18 protein-coding genes are annotated in these 18,980 nt (G+C 76.8%); 10 read left to right on the top strand and 8 right to left on the bottom strand.

Annotation, left to right across the window (positions count from 1 at the left end; translation table 11 throughout):
• Nucleotides 1-23 precede the first annotated feature (23 nt).
• Complete coding sequence (gene hrpB / locus PHY01_RS12315; protein WP_141278725.1) at nt 24-2,456, bottom strand: ATP-dependent helicase HrpB; 2,433 nt, start codon at nt 2,454-2,456, stop codon at nt 24-26.
• Between the two features lie 52 nt (nt 2,457-2,508).
• On the opposite strand from hrpB, the gene PHY01_RS12320 reads away from it, so the two are divergent.
• Nucleotides 2,509-2,871, top strand: a complete 363-nt coding sequence (locus PHY01_RS12320) for a hypothetical protein (RefSeq protein ID WP_141278726.1) — start codon at nt 2,509-2,511, stop codon at nt 2,869-2,871.
• 22 nt (nt 2,872-2,893) lie between these two features.
• Here PHY01_RS12320 and PHY01_RS12325 read toward each other — a convergent pair whose 3' ends face one another.
• Together PHY01_RS12325 and PHY01_RS12330 are read right to left on the bottom strand one after the other, a co-directional pair.
• The gene (locus PHY01_RS12325) at nt 2,894-3,880 is read right to left on the bottom strand and encodes a ferritin-like domain-containing protein (RefSeq protein WP_141278727.1); all 987 of its coding nucleotides are present in this window, start codon (nt 3,878-3,880) and stop codon (nt 2,894-2,896) included.
• A gap of 30 nt (nt 3,881-3,910) precedes the next feature.
• Nucleotides 3,911-4,822, bottom strand: a complete 912-nt coding sequence (locus tag PHY01_RS12330; protein ID WP_141278728.1) for a hypothetical protein — start codon at nt 4,820-4,822, stop codon at nt 3,911-3,913.
• A gap of 198 nt (nt 4,823-5,020) precedes the next feature.
• On the opposite strand from PHY01_RS12330, the gene PHY01_RS26450 reads away from it, so the two are divergent.
• Together PHY01_RS26450 and PHY01_RS12335 are read left to right on the top strand one after the other, a co-directional pair.
• Complete coding sequence (locus PHY01_RS26450) at nt 5,021-5,185, top strand: peptidase associated/transthyretin-like domain-containing protein (RefSeq protein WP_170183779.1); 165 nt, start codon at nt 5,021-5,023, stop codon at nt 5,183-5,185.
• 23 nt (nt 5,186-5,208) lie between these two features.
• The gene (locus PHY01_RS12335; protein ID WP_218030124.1) at nt 5,209-7,179 is read left to right on the top strand and encodes an alpha-amylase family protein; all 1,971 of its coding nucleotides are present in this window, start codon (nt 5,209-5,211) and stop codon (nt 7,177-7,179) included.
• Between the two features lie 10 nt (nt 7,180-7,189).
• On the opposite strand, the gene PHY01_RS12340 is transcribed toward PHY01_RS12335, so the two are convergent.
• Genes PHY01_RS12340 through PHY01_RS12350 form a run of 3 tightly spaced genes read right to left on the bottom strand, consistent with a single transcriptional unit; the run spans nt 7,190 to nt 9,221 of the window.
• Nucleotides 7,190-7,951, bottom strand: coding sequence for an AIM24 family protein (locus PHY01_RS12340; RefSeq protein WP_218030125.1), 762 nt, complete (start codon nt 7,949-7,951; stop codon nt 7,190-7,192).
• A complete protein-coding gene (locus tag PHY01_RS12345; RefSeq protein ID WP_141278730.1) occupies nt 7,948-8,595 on the bottom strand; it encodes an AIM24 family protein in 648 nt (215 codons plus the stop codon). Before PHY01_RS12345 ends, PHY01_RS12340 begins: the two co-directional genes overlap by 4 nt.
• Nucleotides 8,596-8,597: 2 nt before the next feature.
• Entirely contained in the window at nt 8,598-9,221 is a 624-nt protein-coding gene (locus PHY01_RS12350) for an AIM24 family protein (RefSeq protein WP_218030126.1), read from the bottom strand.
• A gap of 146 nt (nt 9,222-9,367) precedes the next feature.
• Here PHY01_RS12350 and PHY01_RS12355 point away from each other — a divergent pair, with 146 nt between their 5' ends.
• The 7 genes from PHY01_RS12355 (at nt 9,368) to PHY01_RS12385 (ending at nt 16,187) form a co-directional block, all read left to right on the top strand.
• Entirely contained in the window at nt 9,368-10,363 is a 996-nt protein-coding gene (locus tag PHY01_RS12355) for a 3-oxoacyl-ACP synthase III family protein (protein WP_141278731.1), read from the top strand.
• Nucleotides 10,364-10,389: 26 nt separating this feature from the next.
• Complete coding sequence (locus tag PHY01_RS12360) at nt 10,390-11,121, top strand: glycosyltransferase (RefSeq protein ID WP_141278732.1); 732 nt, start codon at nt 10,390-10,392, stop codon at nt 11,119-11,121.
• A complete protein-coding gene (locus tag PHY01_RS12365; RefSeq protein WP_141278733.1) occupies nt 11,118-12,278 on the top strand; it encodes a cytochrome P450 in 1,161 nt (386 codons plus the stop codon). Before PHY01_RS12360 ends, PHY01_RS12365 begins: the two co-directional genes overlap by 4 nt.
• Nucleotides 12,271-13,818, top strand: coding sequence for a class I adenylate-forming enzyme family protein (locus PHY01_RS12370; protein ID WP_141278734.1), 1,548 nt, complete (start codon nt 12,271-12,273; stop codon nt 13,816-13,818). Before PHY01_RS12365 ends, PHY01_RS12370 begins: the two co-directional genes overlap by 8 nt.
• Nucleotides 13,803-14,684: an NAD-dependent epimerase/dehydratase family protein gene (locus PHY01_RS12375; protein ID WP_141278735.1), complete on the top strand. Its 882-nt coding sequence runs from the start codon at nt 13,803-13,805 to the stop codon at nt 14,682-14,684. The genes PHY01_RS12370 and PHY01_RS12375 overlap by 16 nt, the downstream gene beginning before the upstream one ends.
• An 83-nt stretch (nt 14,685-14,767) precedes the next feature.
• Nucleotides 14,768-15,217 carry an ATP-binding protein gene (locus PHY01_RS12380; RefSeq protein ID WP_141278736.1) on the top strand — a complete coding sequence of 150 codons (450 nt, stop codon included), beginning with the start codon at nt 14,768-14,770 and terminating at the stop codon, nt 15,215-15,217.
• A gap of 19 nt (nt 15,218-15,236) precedes the next feature.
• The gene (locus PHY01_RS12385) at nt 15,237-16,187 is read left to right on the top strand and encodes an esterase/lipase family protein (protein ID WP_141278737.1); all 951 of its coding nucleotides are present in this window, start codon (nt 15,237-15,239) and stop codon (nt 16,185-16,187) included.
• Nucleotide 16,188: 1 nt separating this feature from the next.
• Here the strand turns inward: PHY01_RS12385 and PHY01_RS12390 are convergent, their stop codons facing one another.
• Together PHY01_RS12390 and PHY01_RS12395 are read right to left on the bottom strand one after the other, a co-directional pair.
• Nucleotides 16,189-17,610: a pyridoxal-dependent decarboxylase gene (locus PHY01_RS12390; RefSeq protein WP_141278738.1), complete on the bottom strand. Its 1,422-nt coding sequence runs from the start codon at nt 17,608-17,610 to the stop codon at nt 16,189-16,191.
• Nucleotides 17,607-18,974, bottom strand: coding sequence for an alpha/beta hydrolase family protein (locus PHY01_RS12395; protein ID WP_141278739.1), 1,368 nt, complete (start codon nt 18,972-18,974; stop codon nt 17,607-17,609). Before PHY01_RS12395 ends, PHY01_RS12390 begins: the two co-directional genes overlap by 4 nt.
• Between the last annotated feature and the right edge of the window lie 6 nt (nt 18,975-18,980).

Below are 18,980 nucleotides of genomic sequence, written 5' to 3' on the forward strand. Positions count from 1 at the left end.
CGGGGCGGCCCCGACCGGTCACCTCAGCGCGGTGTGCGCCGGGCGGTGCGCCGGGTCGGCGCGGCGGTCAGCGGGTCCGCGGGCCAGGCGTGGCGGGGATAGCGCCCGCGCAGCTCGCCGCGCACCTGGGGGTAGCCCGTGGCCCAGAACGAGGCGAGGTCGGCGGTGACGGCCACCGGGCGCCCGGCGGGGGAGAGCAGGTGCAGCACGACCGGCAGCCGCCCGCCCGCGACGGTGGGGGTGGCGGTCCAGCCGAAGCACTCCTGGAGCCGGACGGCGAGCACGGGCTGGTCGCCGGACCAGTCCAGGGTGACCGACGAGCCGGTCGGCACCGTGATCCGCTCGGGGGCGAGCTCGTCGAGGGCGGCGGTGTGGCGCCGGTCGAGCAGCGCGCGCAGCACCGGGCCGGCGTCGATGCGTCCGAGGTCGGCCCGGCTGCGGGCGCGGTCGAACGGGCCGGCCCACCACCGGTCCGCGCCGGCCAGCAGGGCGTCGTCGCCGACGTCGGGCCACGGCTCCCCGAGCACCCGGTGCAGGGTGGCGAGCCGGTCGCGCAGCCGTCGGGCGGCGTCGGACCAGCGCAGCAGCGCGGTGCCCTCGGCGCGCAGGCCGTCGAGCAGGGCGGCGCGGAGCAGGGCGGGATCGGGCCGGTCGAGCCTGCGCTCGTCCAGCACGATCGCACCGAGGCGCCGGACGTGCCGGGCGACGACGTCGCCCCGCTCCCAGCGCACCTCGTCGGCCTCGGTGAGCAGGGCCGGGGCCGCGAGCTCGGCCAGCTCGCGGTCGGCCACCGCGGCGAGCCGGACGGTGCCGTGGTCCGCGCCCGGAGCCCGGTCGGCCACCGCCACCGCCAGCCACTCCGCCGCGGCGAGCGGGCTCCCCGGCGGGAGCTCGACGGCGGTACCACCCGCCATCAGGTAGCGCGTCGCGCCCTCCGAGCGGCGCCGGGCCAGCCGCTCCGGATGCGCGAGCGCCACGACGGGCGCGGCGCGGGCGGGCCGCGCGGGGCCGCCGGAGCCGCGGACCAGGCGGCGCAGCCGGCCCGCCTCGGCCCGCCACCGGCCGCTGCCCGGGGCGGTGCCCGCCCGCAGGCGGGCCAGCTCGGTGTCGGCGTCGGGCCCGCTGCCGAGGGTGTCGTCGTCGAGCAGCGCCACCACCTCCGCCGCCGCCGCGGCGCCGACCATCCCGGCCCCGTCGAGCAGGGCCCTGGCCAGGCGGGGGTGCAGACCGATGCCGGCCATCCGCCGTCCCCGGTCGGTGACGGTGCCGTCGCCGGACAGCGCTCCCAGCGCCCGCAGGACCTCCTGCCCGGCGCGCAGCGGGCCCTCCGGCGGGGCGTCCCACCAGCGCAGGCCGGTGCCGTCGGGGGTGCCCCAGCAGGCGAGGTCGAGCGCGAGGCGGGTGAGGTCGGCGGTGCGGATCTCCGGCTCGGGGTAGCGGGGGAGCAGCTCGCCCTCGGGCCAGCAGCGGTGCACCCGGCCCGGGGCCTCCCGGCCCGCGCGCCCGGCCCGCTGCCGCGCGACGGCGTCGGACACCCGGACGGTGACGAGCCCGGCCAGCCCGCGGCGGTGGTCGACGCGCGGGGTGCGCGCCAGCCCGGCGTCGACGACGGCGCGCACGCCGGGCACCGTCAGGCTCGACTCGGCGACCGCCGTGGCCAGCACCACCCGCCGCGGACCGCTGTCCGGCCGGCGCAGCACGGCGTCCTGCTCGGCCGCGGGGAGCCGCCCGTGCAGCACCAGCACGTCGGCGTCGACGCCGGACAGCGCGGCCGCCGTCCGCCGGATCTCCGCGACGCCGGGCAGGAAGACGAGGACGTCGCCGTCGCCCCCGGCCAGCGCCGCCCGCACGGCCCGTGCCACCGTGCCCTCCAGACGTTCCCCGCGCAGCGGCGGGTCGTGGCGTACGTCGACCGGGAACGTGCGGGCCTCCACGCGCAGGACCGGGGCGTCGCCGAGCAGCTCCGCCAGCCGGGGGGTCGCGACGGTGGCCGAGGTCGCGAGCAGCCGCAGGTCGGGGCGCAGCCCGTCGCGGGCGTCGAGCAGGAGGGCGAGCAGCAGGTCGGCATCGAGGTGGCGCTCGTGGCACTCGTCGAGCAGCACCGTGCCCACGGCGGCCTGCTCCGGGTCGGCGGCCAGGCGCCGCAGCAGCAGCCCGGAGGTGACGACCTCGATCCGGGTCCGTGCCGAGGTCCGCGAGTCCCCGCGCACCGAGTACCCGACGGTCCCGCCCACCGGCTCCCCGAGCAGGTGCGCCATCCGGGCCGCGGCGGCGCGGGCGGCCAGTCGGCGGGGCTCGGCGACGACCACCCGACCGGACAGGGCGAGCAAGGCGAGCGGGACCAGCGTGGTCTTCCCGGTGCCCGGCGGGGCCACCAGCACGGCGCTGCCGTGCCCGTCCAGGGTCGCGGTGATCTCGTCGAGCGCGGGCCGGACGGGCAGGTCGGGGAGGTCCATCGGGGACCAGTCTCCCCGAGCGGCGCGGCAGGCATGCTGCGAGGATCGGGCCATGACCTGGCTCCCCCGCACGCTCGGCGTGCTCACCGCCGCCTACGGGCTGTCCACGCTCGTCCGGCCCGCCGTCTTCGCCAAGCCCGCGGGCCTGTCCGGCGACGAGCCGCCCGCGCCGGTCGGGATCCTCGTGCGGGCCGTCGGCGTGCGTGACCTGGCCAACGGCGTCGCCATCGCCGCCGCGCCCGCGGGCCCGGCGCTGCAACTGGCGATCGCCGCCCGCATCGCCGGCGACCTGGGCGACGCGCTGGTCTTCGCGCTCTCGCCCAACGACGACCCGGCCGCTCGGCGCAAGGCCATCGGGGTGGGTCTGGGCTGGGGCGCCCTCAACGCGCTCGGCCTGCTGGCCGCGCGACGCTGAGGGCGCCCGGTCCGCCCGGGGATCAGACCCCGGCCTCGTCCTTCGCCACCGCGGCGAACCGGGTCTGGGCGGCGGAGACGACGCCCGACCGGTTCTTGTGGGCCTCCTCGTAGGTGAGGACGGCCGTGATGTCCTCCGGCGTCGACAGCTCGCGGATCGCGGTGATCGAGTCCTGCACGTTGAGCTCGTCGTAGTCGCGGACGGGCAGCTCGGCGGCGTCGAGCGTGCCGAGGTCGCGCCGGGTCTCGTGCACGGCGCGGGCGGTGGCGTCCGCGCCGTCGCGGCGGGCGACCTGCTCGGCGCGGCCCAGCGCGGCGTCGCGGCCCGCGGTGGCGACCTCACGCGCCCCCGCCCCGATGCGGGTGACGGTGGCCGCGGTGTCGCGGGCGATGTCCTCGGCACCGTCGCGCACCTGCTCACCGGTACGCGAGACGACGGCGACGGCCTGGTTGAAGCGCTCGATCGCGAAGCGCGTCGGCAGGCCCACCGCGCGGGTGAGGCCCCCGGTGACCCGCTGCAGCGGCGTGGCGACCAGCGCGGTGACCCCGCCCATGGCCTCCTCGGCCAGCACGGTGGTCAGCCAGTCGACGGTGGCCTCGTGCGCGGTGACCAGGTCGTCGGCCAGGCGCTCGGTGGACGCGCGCTCGGCGCGGCGGGCCAGCGTGCGGACGTAGCGGGCGCGGTCGAGCAGCTGGTGCTCCAGCGTGAGGTCACCGAGCAGCGCCTCGTCGAGCGGCTGACCCTGCTCGACGGTCGACTTCACCAGCGCGAGGACGCGGCCGATCGCCGGGGTGACGACGTCGGGCACGCCCCCGAGGCGGCGCAGCTCGGTGCCGATCCGCTCGGTGCGGCGCTCGGCGTTGGCCCCGTTCTGCGTGAGCTCGCGGCGTACGGCGTCGGTCCGCGCCTGCCCGACGCGCACCCGCGCGATCTGCGCCTCGGTCTGCGTCAGCTGCTGCATCGCGCGGAGCTGGGTGATCAGGGTGGGGATGACGGTGCGGGTGTCCATACCGAAGGGGTGTCCGCGGCGGCGGGGGGCTCACACCCCGGTGTGGCCACCCGCACACGCGTCCTCGACCCGGGCCCGGGCCCGGGCGGTGCGGGTGGCGGCGACGCCCGCCTCGCGGGCCGCGGCCCTGGCCGCCGCGGCGGCCTCGCGGCCCTGCGCGGCCGCGGTGCGCTCGTGGCGCTGCGCGGCCTCGAGCTCGGCGGTGAGCGTCGCGACGCGCTCGCGGGCCCGCTCGTGCTCCTGCGCCGCGCGCTCGTGCTCGGCCTCGGCCGCGTCGCGCCGGTCCCGGGCGGTCGCCTCCGCCGCCTCGGCGTCGGCGAGGTCGCGGCGGCGTTCCTGCTGCTCGCGCTCGCGGCGGGCGACCTCGGCGGGGTCCTCCGCCGGTTCCGCCGCGGGCTCCGGGGCAGCGGCCGCTGGCGCGGCGGCCGCGCGTTCCGCGGAACGCCGCGCGGCCGCCTGCGGGTCGGCGTCGGGCCCGAAGCCGGAGTAGGTGATCGTGCGGGTCAGGCGCCCGGAGCGCACCTCGTCGGCCACGACGGGGTCGGCCAGCGCGGCCTCCAGGATGTCGGCCAGCTCGCGCAGCAGCGCGTCGCCGACGGGCTCGTGGGCCTCGCGCGCCAGCCGCCCGGCCTCCCGCGCCATCCCCGCGACGAGCCGGCGCCGCTGCGACGACAGCTCCCGCAGCGCGGCGCCGTCGAGGGTGCGCTGGGCGTCGGCGAGGCTCCCGGCGAGTGCGAGCAGCCCGTCGAGCTGCTCGCGGCGGTGGCGGGCCAGCAGGTTGGCCAGCCACGCGGCGCGGGTCGGCCGCCGGAGGCGGCCCGCGGCCGTCGCGAACTCCCGGTCGCCGCGGGCGCGCGCCGCGCGGACCGCCTCGTCGCGCGTGGCGACGAAGTCGGCGGGTGGCCCGCCGTAGAGCGCGTCGGCGAGGTCGTCGAGGTCCACGGCACCGACCCTAGAGCCGGCCACAGCCGACGCACAGCGCGCGCACAGCCACGTCCGGCACCGTGGGTCCCATGAGCGACCACGACCACGACCACGACACGCGCAGTCGAGGTCTACCCCGACCTCGACGCGGCCACGACCCCGGACAACGCCACCGTCACCTCGCAGCTCGCCCTGCCGCAGGACGTGTGCGAGCGGGTGTACGCCACCGACGGCTACGGGTCGAGCGCGCGGAACCTCGCGCAGACCTCGCTGGAGCGCGACATGGTGTTCTCCGACGGGTACGCCACCCAGCTCGCGACCGTCACCGGAGACGTCGCCACCGGCCTGTCCGCCACCCTGACGGTCGGCATCGACGGCTGACCCTCCTTTGGCAGGATGTGCCGGTGATCGCGACCACCGGCTCCCCCTCCGACGGTGAACGGGCCCGCGGCGCCGCCGAGGTGCTGGCGCTGCTGCGACCGGAGGTGGCGCGGGACGCGGAGCGCTGCCTCGGGCGGGCCGAGGCCGTGGGGTTCCTCGCGCGGCTCGACCGCTGGTTCGCCGACGTCCACACGCCGCTGGCGGCGCTCTACCCCGACGCCGACGCCCTGGCAGGCACCCTGGTGCGCCTCGCCCTGCACGCCGCGGCCCAGCGCCCGGAGGACCTGCGGGCGGTCGATCGCCGCCGCGAGATCGACCCCCGCTGGTTCCAGCACCAGCGGATGGTCGGCTACGTCGCCTACACCGACCGCTTCGCCGGCACGCTCGACGGGCTGGCCGGGCGCCTGGACCACCTCGCCGAGCTGGGCGTCACCTACCTGCACCTGATGCCGCTGCTCGCCCCGCGAGAGGGCGCCAACGACGGCGGGTACGCCGTGGCCGACTACCGGGCGGTCGACCCCCGCCTGGGCACCATGGACGACCTGTCCGACCTGGCCGCGCAGCTGCGCGCCCGCGACATGAGCCTGTGCGTCGACCTGGTGCTCAACCACACCGCCCGCGAGCACCCGTGGGCCCGCGCCTGGCAGGCGGGCGACCCCGCGTACGCGGGCTTCTACTTCGCCTTCCCCGACCGCACCATGCCCGACGCCTACGAGGCGACGATCACCGACGTCTTCCCCGACCAGGCGCCCGGCTCGTTCACCGAGGTGCCCGGCACGGGCTGGGTGTGGACCACCTTCTTCGACTACCAGTGGGATCTCGACTACTCCAACCCCCGGGTCTTCACCGCGATGCTCGGGGAGATCCTCTGGCTGGCCAACCGCGGCGTCGAGATCTTCCGGATGGACGCCGTGCCGTTCATGGGCAAGCGGCTCGGCACCTCCTGCATGAACCAGCCCGAGGTGCACGACATCGTGCAGGCGCTGCACGCGTGCGTGCAGCTCGCGGCCCCGGCCACGGTCTTCAAGGCCGAGGCGATCGTCGCCCCCGACGAGCTGGTGGCCTACCTGGGCGGGCACGACCGCTACCGCCCGGAGTGCGAGCTGGCCTACCACAACCAGCTCATGGTGATGCTGTGGTCGAGCATCGCGACGAAGGACGCCCGGCTGGCCGTGCAGTCACTGCGGCGCCTGCGCCCGATCCCCGACGAGACGTCGTGGGCCACCTACGTGCGCTGTCACGACGACATCGGCTGGGCCGTCGGCGACCTCGACGCCCGGGCCGTCGGCTACGACCCGACCGCCCACCGCGACTTCCTCAACGCCTTCTACTCCGGGGAGTTCCCGCTCTCCTTCGCCCGCGGCGCGCGCTTCGGCGAGAACCCGGCCACCGGTGACGCCCGCATCTCCGGCTCCACGGCCGCGCTGTGCGGGATCAGCGAGGCGCGGGAGCGGGGCGACGCGGCGGCGCTGGAGGCCGCGCTGCGCCGGTTCGTCCTGCTGCACGCGGTCACCTTCGCCTGGGGCGGCGTGCCGCTGATCTACATGGGTGACGAGCTGGCGCAGGACAACGACACCTCCTACCTCGACGACCCGGCACTCGCCGGGGACAACCGCTGGATGCACCGCCCGTACTTCGACGACGCCGCGGCCGCGCGGCGCCACGACCCCGCTACGGTGGAGGGCCGGGTGTTCGGCTGGATGAAGGCGCTCTCGGCGGCCCGGGCGTCGCTGCCCGCGCTGCACGCCGCGGGGGCGGGCCGGGTGCTCGACGTCGACTCCCCGCACGTGCTGGCCTGGCACCGCCGCCACCCGCGCAGCGGGCACTTCGTGGGCATGGTGAACATGGCCGAGCACGCGGTGACGGTCGGCGCCCACGTCCTCGACGGGCTGGGCGCCCTCGACACGGTGCTGTCCAGCGACGGCCCGCTGCTGGTGCACCAGGGCCGCCTCGTCGTGCCCACGCTCGGCTTCGTCTGGCTCGCCGAGCCCTGACGCGCGGGGTTCAGCGCTGTTGCTGCTGGGCCAGCTGTTGGGCCACCGCCTGCTGCATGCGCTGCAGCCCGGACAGCCCGAGCCCGGCGAGCTGGCCCTCCAGCTGCTGCACCAGGTGCGGGTCGGCCACGGTGCTCTCGCTCGACTGGATGAGCACCGTGCCCGCGCCGGTGAAGTCGAACTGGCGCTCCTCCCCGGAGTTGACGCCCATCATCCCCATCGCGCCCGCCAGGAAGCCGCCCATCCAGCCGGCGTCGTAGTGGTGGCTGGGCGACGGGCAGTCGGCCCAGCCGACCAGCGCCTCCGGGTCGACCCGGATCGGGGGCTCGGCGAAGATCACCGGGCCGGAGCTGGAGGCGAGGAACTTGCCGGTGCCGATCAGCGTCAGGAACCCGGGGACGATGGACTGCTTGAGCTCGAGCGTCGAGTCGAAGGCCAGCAGGTTGGCCGCGCGCAGCGTCAGGTTGCCGTCGTCGAGGTCGTAGCTGTTGATGTCGTAGCCGCGGTCGCCCAGGATCAGGTGCCCGGCGCCGGCGGCGACGACCCAGTCGCGGGTGTAGAGCGGTGCGGAGAACCGGGTCGCGACCATCCCGCCCAGGCTCGCCGCGGTGAGCGGCTCGAAGCGGATGCCCTGGCTGTGCGGGGCCGGGTAGTAGGCGATCATGCGGCCGGTCTGCATGAACAGCTGCCCGTCCAGGCGCACGCAGTAGGCGTAGTGGTTGCCGGGGATGTTGTCGTTGTCCGGCAGCGTGGTCGGGTTGAGGGGGATCACAGCTTCTGCTCCGATGCCTGGACGTACACGGTTCCCTGGCCGGTGCACTTGAGCTGCACGGCCTCGCCCGACCCGCGGCCGACGGCGTCGCGCCAGCCGACCGAGGCGGAGATGTCGACGTTCACCTGCCCGATGTGGGCCACGTAGGCCTGCGGGTCGACGGCCACCGGCCGCCCGTTCACCGGGAGCGCGATGGTGCCGCCGTGGCTCAGCACCGCGGCGGTGCCGTAGCCGTGCAGCTGGGTGGTGAACAGCCCCTGCCCCGACACCGCGCCGCGCACGGCGCCCCGGATGCCGCCCTGGGAGCCGAGGAACACCACCGTCGACTGGAGCGCGGCGTCGTGGGCGACCAGCCGGTCGGCCTCCACCGAGAGCGGGCCGGAGCCGTCGAGCTCGATGATCGTGACGTAGAGGCCGCGGTAGCCGTAGTGCACGGTGCCGCTGCCCTGGGCGACCATCATCGCCACCTGCTCGCCCGACATCATCCGCCCGACCATGCCGCCCGCACCGCCCTGGCCCATGTGCACCGGCGAGAAGTGGACGTCGCCGGTGTAGGCGAGCATCGCGCCCTTGCGCGCCAGCACCTCCCGGCCCGGCGCCACGGACACCGCGACCACCTTGCCGTTGACCTGCTCGAACGGCATGATCAGCGCTCCTCGGGCTGGATGTAGACGACGCCGCTGCCGTCGAAGCGCAGGGAGAACGCCTCCCCGGAGCTCTCGCCGATCAGGTTGCGCCAGGACACGTCGGTGACGAAGGACTGGTTGAGCTGGCCCTGGCTGGCGACGAACGCGTCGGGGTCGACGACGAGCGGGTACTGCGGCGAGACCTCCAGCGCGATCGGCGGGCCGCCCGCCGAGAGCAGCGCGACCGTGCCGTACCCGGTGACGGTGGTGGTGAACAGCCCCTGCCCCGACGACGCGCCGCGCACCCCGGCGAACGCGACGTCGGTCTTGAGCTTGTCCGACAGCGCGAGCAGCTGCTCGGACTCGACCTTGAGGGTGTCGCCGTTCAGCTCGACGATCAGCACCTCCATCGCGTCCTTGGCGAACCACACGGTGCCCTGCCCCGTGCAGTGCATCAGCGCGACGGACTCGCCCGCGGCGCGGCGCTTGAGGCCCGCCATCAGGCCGTCGCCGCCGCCCATGCCGGCGTTCTTGAACGTGACGTCGCCGGTGTAGGCGATCATCGACCCGGTGGCGGCGCGCACGGCGTCGCCCATCAGGTCGATCTCCAGCACCCGCGACCCGTTGAGTCGGAATCCCTGCACGGCGGGGATCTTGGCACAGACCGGGGCGGCAGCGGCAGGGGTCGGACCGGGCGGTCCGGGCGCCGACTCGGTAGTTCCTCGGTCGTGGCCCGGCCCGGCGCCTCCTAGTCTTCGACCCGTCGAACGGGTGACGCGGAGGGGGACAGGTGGGGACGCGACTCGCGGGGGTGGAGGTGCACCTGCCGGAACGGCGGGTGGGATCGGCGGAGGTGGAGCGCCGGATCGCGCCCTACACGCCGCCGCGCGGGGTCGTCCACCGGCTCACCGGCATCACCACCCGGCACGTCGCGGGCCCCGACGAGCAGGCCTCCGACCTCGCCGCCGCCGCCGCCCGCAAGCTGCTGGCCGGGACCGGCACCGCGGCCTCCGACGTCGACCTGCTGATCTTCGCCTCGGCCAGCCAGGACATGGTCGAGCCCGCCACCGCGCACATCGTGGCCGCGAAGCTCGAGCTCGGCTGCCCGGTGATGGACGTCAAGAACGCCTGCAACAGCGTGCTCAACGCCCTGGAGGTGGCCGACGCCCTGATCACCTGCGGCCGGTACCGGCGGGTGCTCGTGGTCTCGGGGGAGACGCCGTCGCGGGCGGTGCGCTGGGAGGTCGACTCGCTGCGCGGGTTCCTGCGCGCGTTCCCCGGCTACACCCTGTCCGACGCCGGTGCCGCCCTGCTGCTCACCGACGGCGCCCCGGCCGGCTCCGGCGTGCTCGGCTCGGGGTTCACCGCCGACTCCCGGCACTGGGCGGCGGGCACGCTGGCCGGGGGCGGGTCGCTGCACCCGCGCGAGGTCGAGCACACCTACTTCGCGATGGACTCCGCGCGCCTCAAGGCCGCGTTCCTCGCCGTCGGCACCGGCGTCCTGGACGACACGCTCGCCCGGCTGGGGCTGACCTGGGAGGACATGGCGGTCGTCGCGGTGCACCAGGTGTCGCTGCCCTACCTCGAGGTGTTCGCCCGCGGGGCCGGGGTGCCGCGCGACCGGCTCGTCGTCACCGTCGCCGAGCACGGCAACGTGGCCTCGGCGAGCCTGCCGCTGCAGCTGGTCACCGCCCGCGAGCTCGGCCGCTGCGGGCCGGGTGACCTGGTGGCGCTGGTCGGGCTGGCCGGGGGCGTCAGCCTGGGGATCACGGTGATCCGGCTGTGAGGGATCCGGCTGTGAGGGATGCGGCTGTGAGGCTCTGGGTCGTCGTGCCCGCCTTCGACGAGGCCGCGGGCATCACGGCCACGCTCGACGCGCTGGCCGCGCAGACCGACCGGGATTTCCGGGTGCTCGTCGTCGACAACGCCTCCACAGACGGCACCGCCGACGTGGTGCGGGCGCACCCGCTCGGGGCGCGGGTGGTGGTCGAGCCGCAGCGCGGCACCGGAGCGGCGGCCGACACCGGGATGCGGCACGCGATCGCCGCCGGAGCCACCCACCTCGCCCGCACCGACGCCGACTGCGTGCCCGCCCCGGACTGGACGGCACGGATCCGGGCGGCGTTCGCCGATCTCGACCTCGTCGCGGGCCGGCTGCTGCCGCGCACCGACGAGGGGGTGCCGGCGTGGCAGCGCGGGGTGCTGGTCGCGGCGGTGTCGGTGGCCGCGGCGTTCGGCCGCCTGCGCCCGGGCAACCGCGTGCCCGGCGCGCTCGGGCCCTACGTGATGTCGGCGGGCTGCAACATGGCGATCACGGCCGCCCTCTACGAGCGCGCGGGCGGCTTCCCGCGCACCCGGATCCAGGACGTGCACGAGGACCGCGCGCTGGTCAACGCCGTGCGCCCGCTCACGGCCCGGTACGGCGCGCGGCGCGACGTGGTCGTGCGCGGGTCGAGCAGGCGGGTCCGGGCGTGGGGGCTGGTGCGCACCCTGGGGTGGTACGCCGACCACCGCTACCGGCCCGAGCACGTGGACATCCGGTGAGGGGCAGTGCGGGCTGGGAACGACGGGTCCAGCTCGGCGCGCACCCGCTCGCCTACCCGCTGGTGCGGGCCCTGGCCCGGGTCGGGCCGGTGGTGCGGGTGCCGCGGGTGGGGGTGGTGGTCAGCGACGCGGCCCTGGCGCGGGAGGTGCTGACGGACCCGGCCGCGTTCGCCAAGACGGGGCCGGGTTCGCCCGCGGCCCTGTGGACCCCGGTCGTCGGGCCGTCGGTGCTGCTGAACATGGAGGGGCCGGGGCACGCGGCGTTGCGCCGCGCGCTGGCCGGGCTGTTCACCCCGGCCGCGGTCGCGGCCCTGTGCGCGCGGGTGGCGGGGCCGGACTGCGCCGCGCTGCGCGACCGGCTGGCCGCCGGGGAGCCGGTCGACCTGGTGCCGGTCGCGCAGCGGCTCGCGGGTGCGGTGATCGCGGGGCTGGTCGGCCTCGACGCCCGCGACGCCGCCGGTCCGGCCTTCGCCGCCGCCACCGCCGTCACCTCGATGGTGCGCCTGGCCCGCCCGCAGCTGACGCCGCGCCAGGTCGCGCGGGGCCGCGCCGCGCTGGAGGCGATCACCGCGCCCGCCACCCGCGCCTACCGCGACGGCGACCCCGCCACGGTGCCCGGCCGGATGCGCGCCCTCGGGCTCACCGAGCACGAGGCCCGGGGCGCGGTGGCGGCGTTCGCGCTCACCGGCACCGAGACCGTCGTGTCGTTCGTGCCCCGGCTCGTCGCGCTGCTGCACGACACCGGATGGCTCGCGACGGTCGCGGCCGACCGCTCCCGCGCCGACGCCGCGGTCGACGAGGCGCTGCGGGTCACCGTCCCGTCGCCGGTGATGCTGCGCCGGGTGGCGGCGCCCGCCCGGATCGGGACCGTCGGGGTGGCACCCGGCGACCGGGTCGTGATCGCCACGGTCTCGGCCGCGCGGGCGCTCGGCGGCTTCGACCCGGACCGCCCGCACCCGCCCGAGCTGCGCCGCCTGTGGTTCGGCGCCGGGCCGCACTTCTGCCTGGGCATGCCGCTGGCCACCGCGCAGGCGCGGCTGGTCCTCGACGCCGTGCTCGACGCCCACCTGGCCCGGCCGCTGCGGATCACCCGCCGGCGGGTGGCGCGGCGGGTGCTGATCCCCGGCTACCGGGAGCTGGTGGTGCACGGTGCCTGACCTGCTCTCCCAGGTGCTCGCCGCCACCGACGCGCACGGCGACGCCCCCGCGCTCACCGGCCCGGCACCCCGCCGGACCCTGACCTACGCCCAGCTGGGTACCCGCATCCGGGCCGTCGCGGCCCGGCTGGCCGACGCGGGGTTCGCGCCCGGGCAGCGGATGCTGTTCTCCGTGCGCCCCGGCCCGGACGCGGTCGTGCTCGCGCTGGGCACCGTCGCGGCCGGGGGCACGGTGGTGTTCGTCGACCCCGGGGTGGGCCCGGCGCTGTTCGCGGCGCGCACCGAGCTGGCCGCGCCCTCCTGGGCCGCCGCGGAGTCGGTGCTCCACGCCGCGGGCCGGCCCCCGCTGCGGGCGCTGGCGCGGCGGCGCGGGGTGCTGCTGCCCGACTACGCGGGGCTCCCGGTGCGCCACGTCCGGGCCGGGCGGTGGCTGCCGGGCGTCCCGCGGAACGCGGTGGCGCTTCGTGACCTGATGCGCCCGGCCCCGGTCCGGGACGTCCCGGCCGACCTGGGGCAGGACGCCGTCGTCGTCTTCACCGCGGGCACCACGGCCGCCCCGAAGGCCGTGGTGCACACCCGCGGCTCGCTCGGGGCGGCGCTGGAGGTGCTGTCCACCCGCTGCGCGCTGGGCCCGGGCACCCGCGTGCACACCGACCAGTTCCTGCTCGGGTTGCCCGCGCTCGTCGGGGGCGGGCACTGGTCGATGCCGCCCTTCGGCTTCGCCCCCGCCGCCCGGCCGGACGAGCTGGCGCGCGGGTTGGAGGGCGCCACCCACACCTTCCTCGTCCCGGCCGATCTCGCCGCGGTGCTCGACGCCGTCGAACGCGGGGAGGTGGCGCTGCCGCGGTCGCTGCGCCGGGTGCTGCTCGGTGCCGCGCCGGTGCTGCCCCCGCTGCTGCGCCGGGCGTGCGCCGCGCTGCCCGGCGTCGAGTTCCTGGCGGTCTACGGGATGACCGAGATCCTGCCCGTCGCGATCGCCACCGCGGCGGAGAAGCTCGCGCACCGCGGGCCGGGCGACCTGGTCGGCGCCCCGCTGCCCGGCGTGCGGGCCCGGGTCGACGCCGCGGGGCGGCTCGTGGTCGCGGGGGCGAACCTCGCCCGCGGCTACCTGGGCGGTCCGGAGCTGCGCGAGCACACGACCGGTGACCTCGCCACGATCACCGCCGACGGCGCCGTCGTGCTGGGCGGCCGCGCCACCGACATGATCATCCGGGGCCGGACGAACATCTACCCCGGGCTGCACGAGCCCGCGATCTCGGCGCTGCCGGGCGTCGCGGAGGCGGTGCTGGTCGGCGTGCCGGACGCGATCGGCGACGAGCGCGTCGTGCTCGCCGTCGTCGCCGCCCCCGGCGCGCCGCCCGGCCTGGCCGACGCGGTCCGCGCCGCGCTGCCCGGGATGCTCGACGCGAGCGCGCTGCCCGACGAGGTCGTGGTCGTCGACGCCGTGCCGGTCTCGGGCCGCACCCGCAAGCCCGACCGGGCGGCCCTGAGGCTCCTGCTGGCGCGCCGGGGGGAGGGGCGGCCGTGCGGATCGCGGTGACCGGGGCGGGCGGGTTCGTCGGCTCGGCCGTCGTGGCCGCCGCCCGGGCCCGCGGGTGGACGGTGCACCCGCTGACCCGCCGGGAGTGGGACCTCACCACCGGCCCGCTGCCCGACCCGCCCGCCGTCGACGCCGTCGTGCACGCGGCCGCCGCCGTCCGCGACTGGGGCGCCCCGGCCCCGGTCTGGGCGGCCAACCTGCACGGCACCCGGCACGTCGCGGCGAGCTTCCCCGGCGTGCGGCTGGTGCACGTCTCCACCGCGAGCGTGTACGACCCCTACGTCCCGACCGTCGACGCGCCCGAGTCCGCCGGCCCCGCCGCGCGCCACCTCACCGCCTACGGCGCGTCGAAGGCGGCCGCCGAGCGGTTGCTGGCCGGGCGGCCGGAGACGGTGGTGCTGCGCCCGCACGCCGTCTACGGCCCGGGTGATCCCACGCTGCTGCCCCGCGTGCTGGCCGCGGTGCGCGGCGGCACGCTCGTCGTCGCCGGGGACGGCAGCGCGCGACACACCCTCACCGCGGTGGCCACGCTGGCGCGGGCCGCGCTGCTCGGCTGCACCGGGCCGCCGGGCACCTACAACGTCGGCGACGCCGAGCCGGTCACCCTCGACGCGGCACTGCGCGGGCTGCTCGCCGCCCGCGGCCTGGACGTGACCGTGCGGCACCTGCCCGTGGGTGCGGCGTGGGCGCTGGCCGGGGCCGCCGAGCAGGTGTGGCGCGCACTGCGGCGCCCGGACCCGCCGCGGCTCACCCGGTACGCGGTGAGCCAGCTCGGGATGGAGCGCACCCTCGACCTCACCGCCGCCCGTACCCGGCTGGGGCTGGATCCGGCACCCACCTCGTTCGCCGGCGCGGCGGGCTGGTGATCCGGACGGGTGAACGGGCGAACGGCCTGTCGTGAGCGGTGGGCGGGGTTTGCCGGTTCGCGACTGGCGGGAACGCGACGATCATGGAGCTGTCCGAATACGGTCGCGTCGAGTTCGTGCACCGGAGCTGGCCCGCCGATCCCGCCCAACTCACCGTCATCCGGCGCGAGCTCGCCGGGTGGCTCGCACCGCTGTCGCTCACCGACGACGAGACCGCCGACGTCGTCCTCGCCGTCGACGAGGCCGCCGCCAACGCCGTCCGCCACGCCTACGGCCCCGACGAGTCCGGGGCCGTCGAGCTGACGCTGTGGACCGAGCCGCCCGCGGACGCGGACACCGAGGCCGCGACGACCCTGTGCATCGAGATCGTCGACCACGGCCAGTGGCAGGCCCCCGCCGAGCGGCCCGTCGAGGGCGGGCGGGGGATCCCGCTGATGAGCACGATGTCGGAGTCGGTGCTGATCCACTACGACGACCGGGGGAGCCGGGTGCTGCTGCGCCACCGCATCCCGCACGGGAGTAACCCGCGGTAACCTCGCTCGTTCGCCGGGTATGGGTCGGGGACGCAGGATCGGGTACGTCGGGGGTGCCGCGCTCGTCGCGGCCGTGGTCGCCGGGCTGGCGGCGGGGCCTGCGGCCGCGCAGGAGGGCGATCTCCCGGTGCCCTACGGCGGGCTGGCCACCGTGCTCGCCGCCGCCTCGCCCGACGCCGCCGACCCGCCCGGGGCCAACGACTACGACTGCGAGCCCAGCGCCGAGCACCCCGACCCGGTCGTCCTCGTGCACGGGCTGGGCGCGTCGAAGACGACGAACTGGCAGACGATGTCGCCGCTGCTGGCCAACGAGGGCTACTGCGTGTTCGCCCTGACCTACGGCACGGCGCTGCCCGGTGAGCGGGTCGGCGGCCTGAACCCGATGGAGCAGAGCGCCGAGGAGCTCGACGTGTTCGTCGAGGGCGTGCTGGAGGCCACCGGCGCGGAGCGGGTCGACCTGGTCGGGCACTCCGAGGGCACGCTGATGCCGCAGTACTGGCTGCAGTTCCTCGGCGGCGACGCCGTCACCGACGACTACGTCGCGGTCACCCCGCTCTACGACGGCACGCTGGCCGACCCGCTCCCGGTCGCCGAGGTGGCCGACACCCTGTCGGCGCGCGACCTCGCGGGCGCCCCGGTCGCGGCCTTCTGCGGGTCGTGCCCGCAGTTCATCTCGGGCTCGGACTACCTGGACCGGATGGCCGAGGAGGGCACGCGCGTCGAGGGCGTCGACTACACGACGATCATGACCCGCTACGACCAGCTGGTGATCCCCTACACCAGCGGCGTGCTCGAGGGCGCCACCAACATCGTCGTGCAGGACGGGTGCGAGATCGACCTGTCCGACCACCTGTCGATCATCTTCTCCGAGCGCACCGGGCAGCTGATCCTCAACGCGCTCGACCCGGAGAACGCCGGCGACGTGCCGTGCCGCCCGGTGCTGCCGCTGCTGGGCAACGAGGTCGTGTAGCTCAGGGTCCGTCGGGTCGGCCCGTCCGCAGGGCGTCCCACAGCGCGTCGACGTGCTCCCGCTGCGTCGCCACGGATCCGATCGCCACGCGGATCACGTAGCGGCCGTCGACGACGGTGTGCGTGAGCAGGGCGGTCCCCGAGGCGTTGACGCGCTCGAGCAGCGCGCGGGTCGGGCCGTCACCCGCGGCCAGCCGCAGGCAGACCAGCGACAGCGAGCGGGGCGCGGCGAGGACGAACCCGGGCTCGGCGACGACCCGGGACTCCAGCTCCGCGGCCAGCGCCACGTGCGCGCGCAGGTGCGCCCGCAGCCCCTCCAGGCCGAAGCCGTGGACCACCGCCCACAGCTTCAGCGCGCGGAAGCGGCGGCCCAGCGGCACCTGCCAGTCGCGGTAGTCGACCACCGCGCCGGAGTCGGTGGCGCTGTCGCGCAGGTACTCCGGGGTGATCGACAGCGCGGCGGGGAGGGCGGCGGCGTCGCGCACCCACAGCAGGGAGGCGTCGAACGCCGTCATCAGCCACTTGTGCGCGTCGGTGCAGAAGGAGTCGGCGAACTCCACGCCGTCGAGCAGGCCGCGGTGTTCGGGGCACAGCCCCGCGACGCCCGCCCACGCGGCGTCGACGTGCACCCACACCCCGTGCGGCGCGGCGGCCACCGCGACCGCCCGGACCGGGTCGACCGCCCCGGTGCCGGTGGTGCCCACCGTCGGGCAGACCAGTACGGGACGCAGCCCCGCGGCGACGTCGGCGGCCAGCATGTCGGCCAGCGCGTCGGCGGACATCGCGAGCGTGCCCGGTGCCGGCGGCACGATCCGCAGGGCCCGCGCGCCGAGCCCGGCCACCCGGACGGCCTTGGCCAGCGAGGAGTGCGTCTCCGCGGTGACGTAGACGCGCTCGGTTCCGTCGACGCCGGTCTCCCGCCACGCCCCGCCCGAGCCGCGGTGCAGCGCCGCGAGCAGGGCGACGAGCGCCGCCGAGGACGCGGAGTCGGCGATCGTGCCGCCCCCGCCGCCGGCCCAGGTGAACGCGGGATCGAGGCCGAGCGCGCCGGCGAGCCCGTCGAGCAGGGACTGCTCCACCTCGGTGGCCGCGGGCGAGGTCGACCACAACATCCCCTGCACGCCCAGCCCGCCCGAGAGCAGGTCGCCCAGCACCGAGTGCAGGGAGGCGTTGGCCGGGAAGTAGCCGAAGAACCCGGGGTGCTGCCAGTGGGTGACGGCCGGGACGACGGTGCGGTCCAGCTCCCCGAGCAGGGCGGGCAGCGGTTGCGGGGACTCCGGCAGGGCGGGCATCCGGTCGCGGACGCTGCCCGGCTCCACCGGCGGCCGCACCGGCTGCCCGCCGAGCCCCGCTCGGTACGCGGCGACCCAGTCGACGACGGCGTACCCGAGCCGCCGGAACTCCTCGGGATCGAGGTCGCTCACGTGAACCGCGCGGTGAGCCAGCCGGTGACGGCGTCGAGCACCTCGGGCGCGATCGTCGTCTCGATGGCGCCGTACTCGCCGATCGCGCCGGTGGCGGAGGGCTGCATGAGGTGGTTGAGCCCGGGGAAGGTCGTGACCGTGGCGTCCGGGTTGCCCGCCAGCAGCTCCCGCATCGGGCCCTCGCTCTGCGACGGCGGCACCTGCAGGTCGCGCTCCCCGAAGAACGCGAACACCGGGACGTCGAGCGCCGCCAGCGAGGGGGCCGGGTCGTGGAGCAGGAACGGGGCCAGGTCGAGCGTGGACGCCACGATCGCCTCGACCTGCTCGGGGCCGGGCCGCTGCGACTCGGGCAGGGTCGCGAGCTGCCCGACGACCTCGTCCCGCGACAGCTCCCGGGCCGCGTCGACGTCGCCCGCCCGCAGGAGGTCGACGAACCGGTCCAGGAACGCCAGGTAGGCCTCGGTGTCGGCGGAGGGCGCGCCGGCCTGTTCGCGCAGCAGCCGGTTCTGCAGGATCAGGACGTCCTCGCCGGGCACGGCGGGACCGGCCATGGACACCACGAAGGCGACCTCGCCCCGGGACGCGGCCAGCGGCGCCAGGTAGCCGCCCTCGCTGTGCCCGAACAGCCCGACGCGGGCCGGGTCGACGCCCTCGGTGCCGCGCAGGAACGCCGCGGCGGCGAGCGCGTCGTCGGCCAGCACGTCGTAGGCGGTGCCGGAGGGGGCACCGCCGGACCCGCCGACGCCGCGGTCGTCGGTGCGCAGCACGGCGAACCCGGCGCGGGTCAGGGTGTCGGCCAGCAGCAGGAACGGTTTGTGTCCCGACAGGGTCTCGTCGCGGTCCTGGGCCCCGCTCCCGGTGATCAGGACGACGGCCGGGAACGGCCCGGGGCCCTCGGGACGGGTCAGCGTGCCGGCGAGCGTGACGTCTCCGCTCTCGACGGTCACGTCGTCGGCGCGGTAGGGGAACGGCGGCCGCGGCTCCTGGGGGCGGGCGGGGGCCGCGAGCTCGCCCCGGGCCAGCGTGAACGGGATGGGCGGGGCGGCGCCCTGGGTGTAGTCGCCGGCGATCGTCTCGCCCGACAGGGTGCCGGTGAAGGCGGCCCCGCCGGGGGCGTCGGGCAGCGCGAAGCTCACGCGGGTGCCCTCGACCCGCACGTCGCGCACCGGGAGTGCGGTGATGCCCTGGGCAGGGATGTCGACGCCGCCGCCCGTGCCGTCGAAGGTGACCTGGATGTCCAACGGGGAGCCCGGCACGTCGATGCGGCCCTGCCAGACCCCGTCGAGGCCGGCCGGACCCGGCGGCGCGCCGCAGCCGGCCAGTACGACGAGCACGGCCGCAGCCCCCACGATCAGCCCCCGCATGCGACT

This window comes from Pseudonocardia hydrocarbonoxydans (assembly GCF_006539565.1).
GTDB classification, from domain to species: domain Bacteria; phylum Actinomycetota; class Actinomycetes; order Mycobacteriales; family Pseudonocardiaceae; genus Pseudonocardia; species Pseudonocardia hydrocarbonoxydans.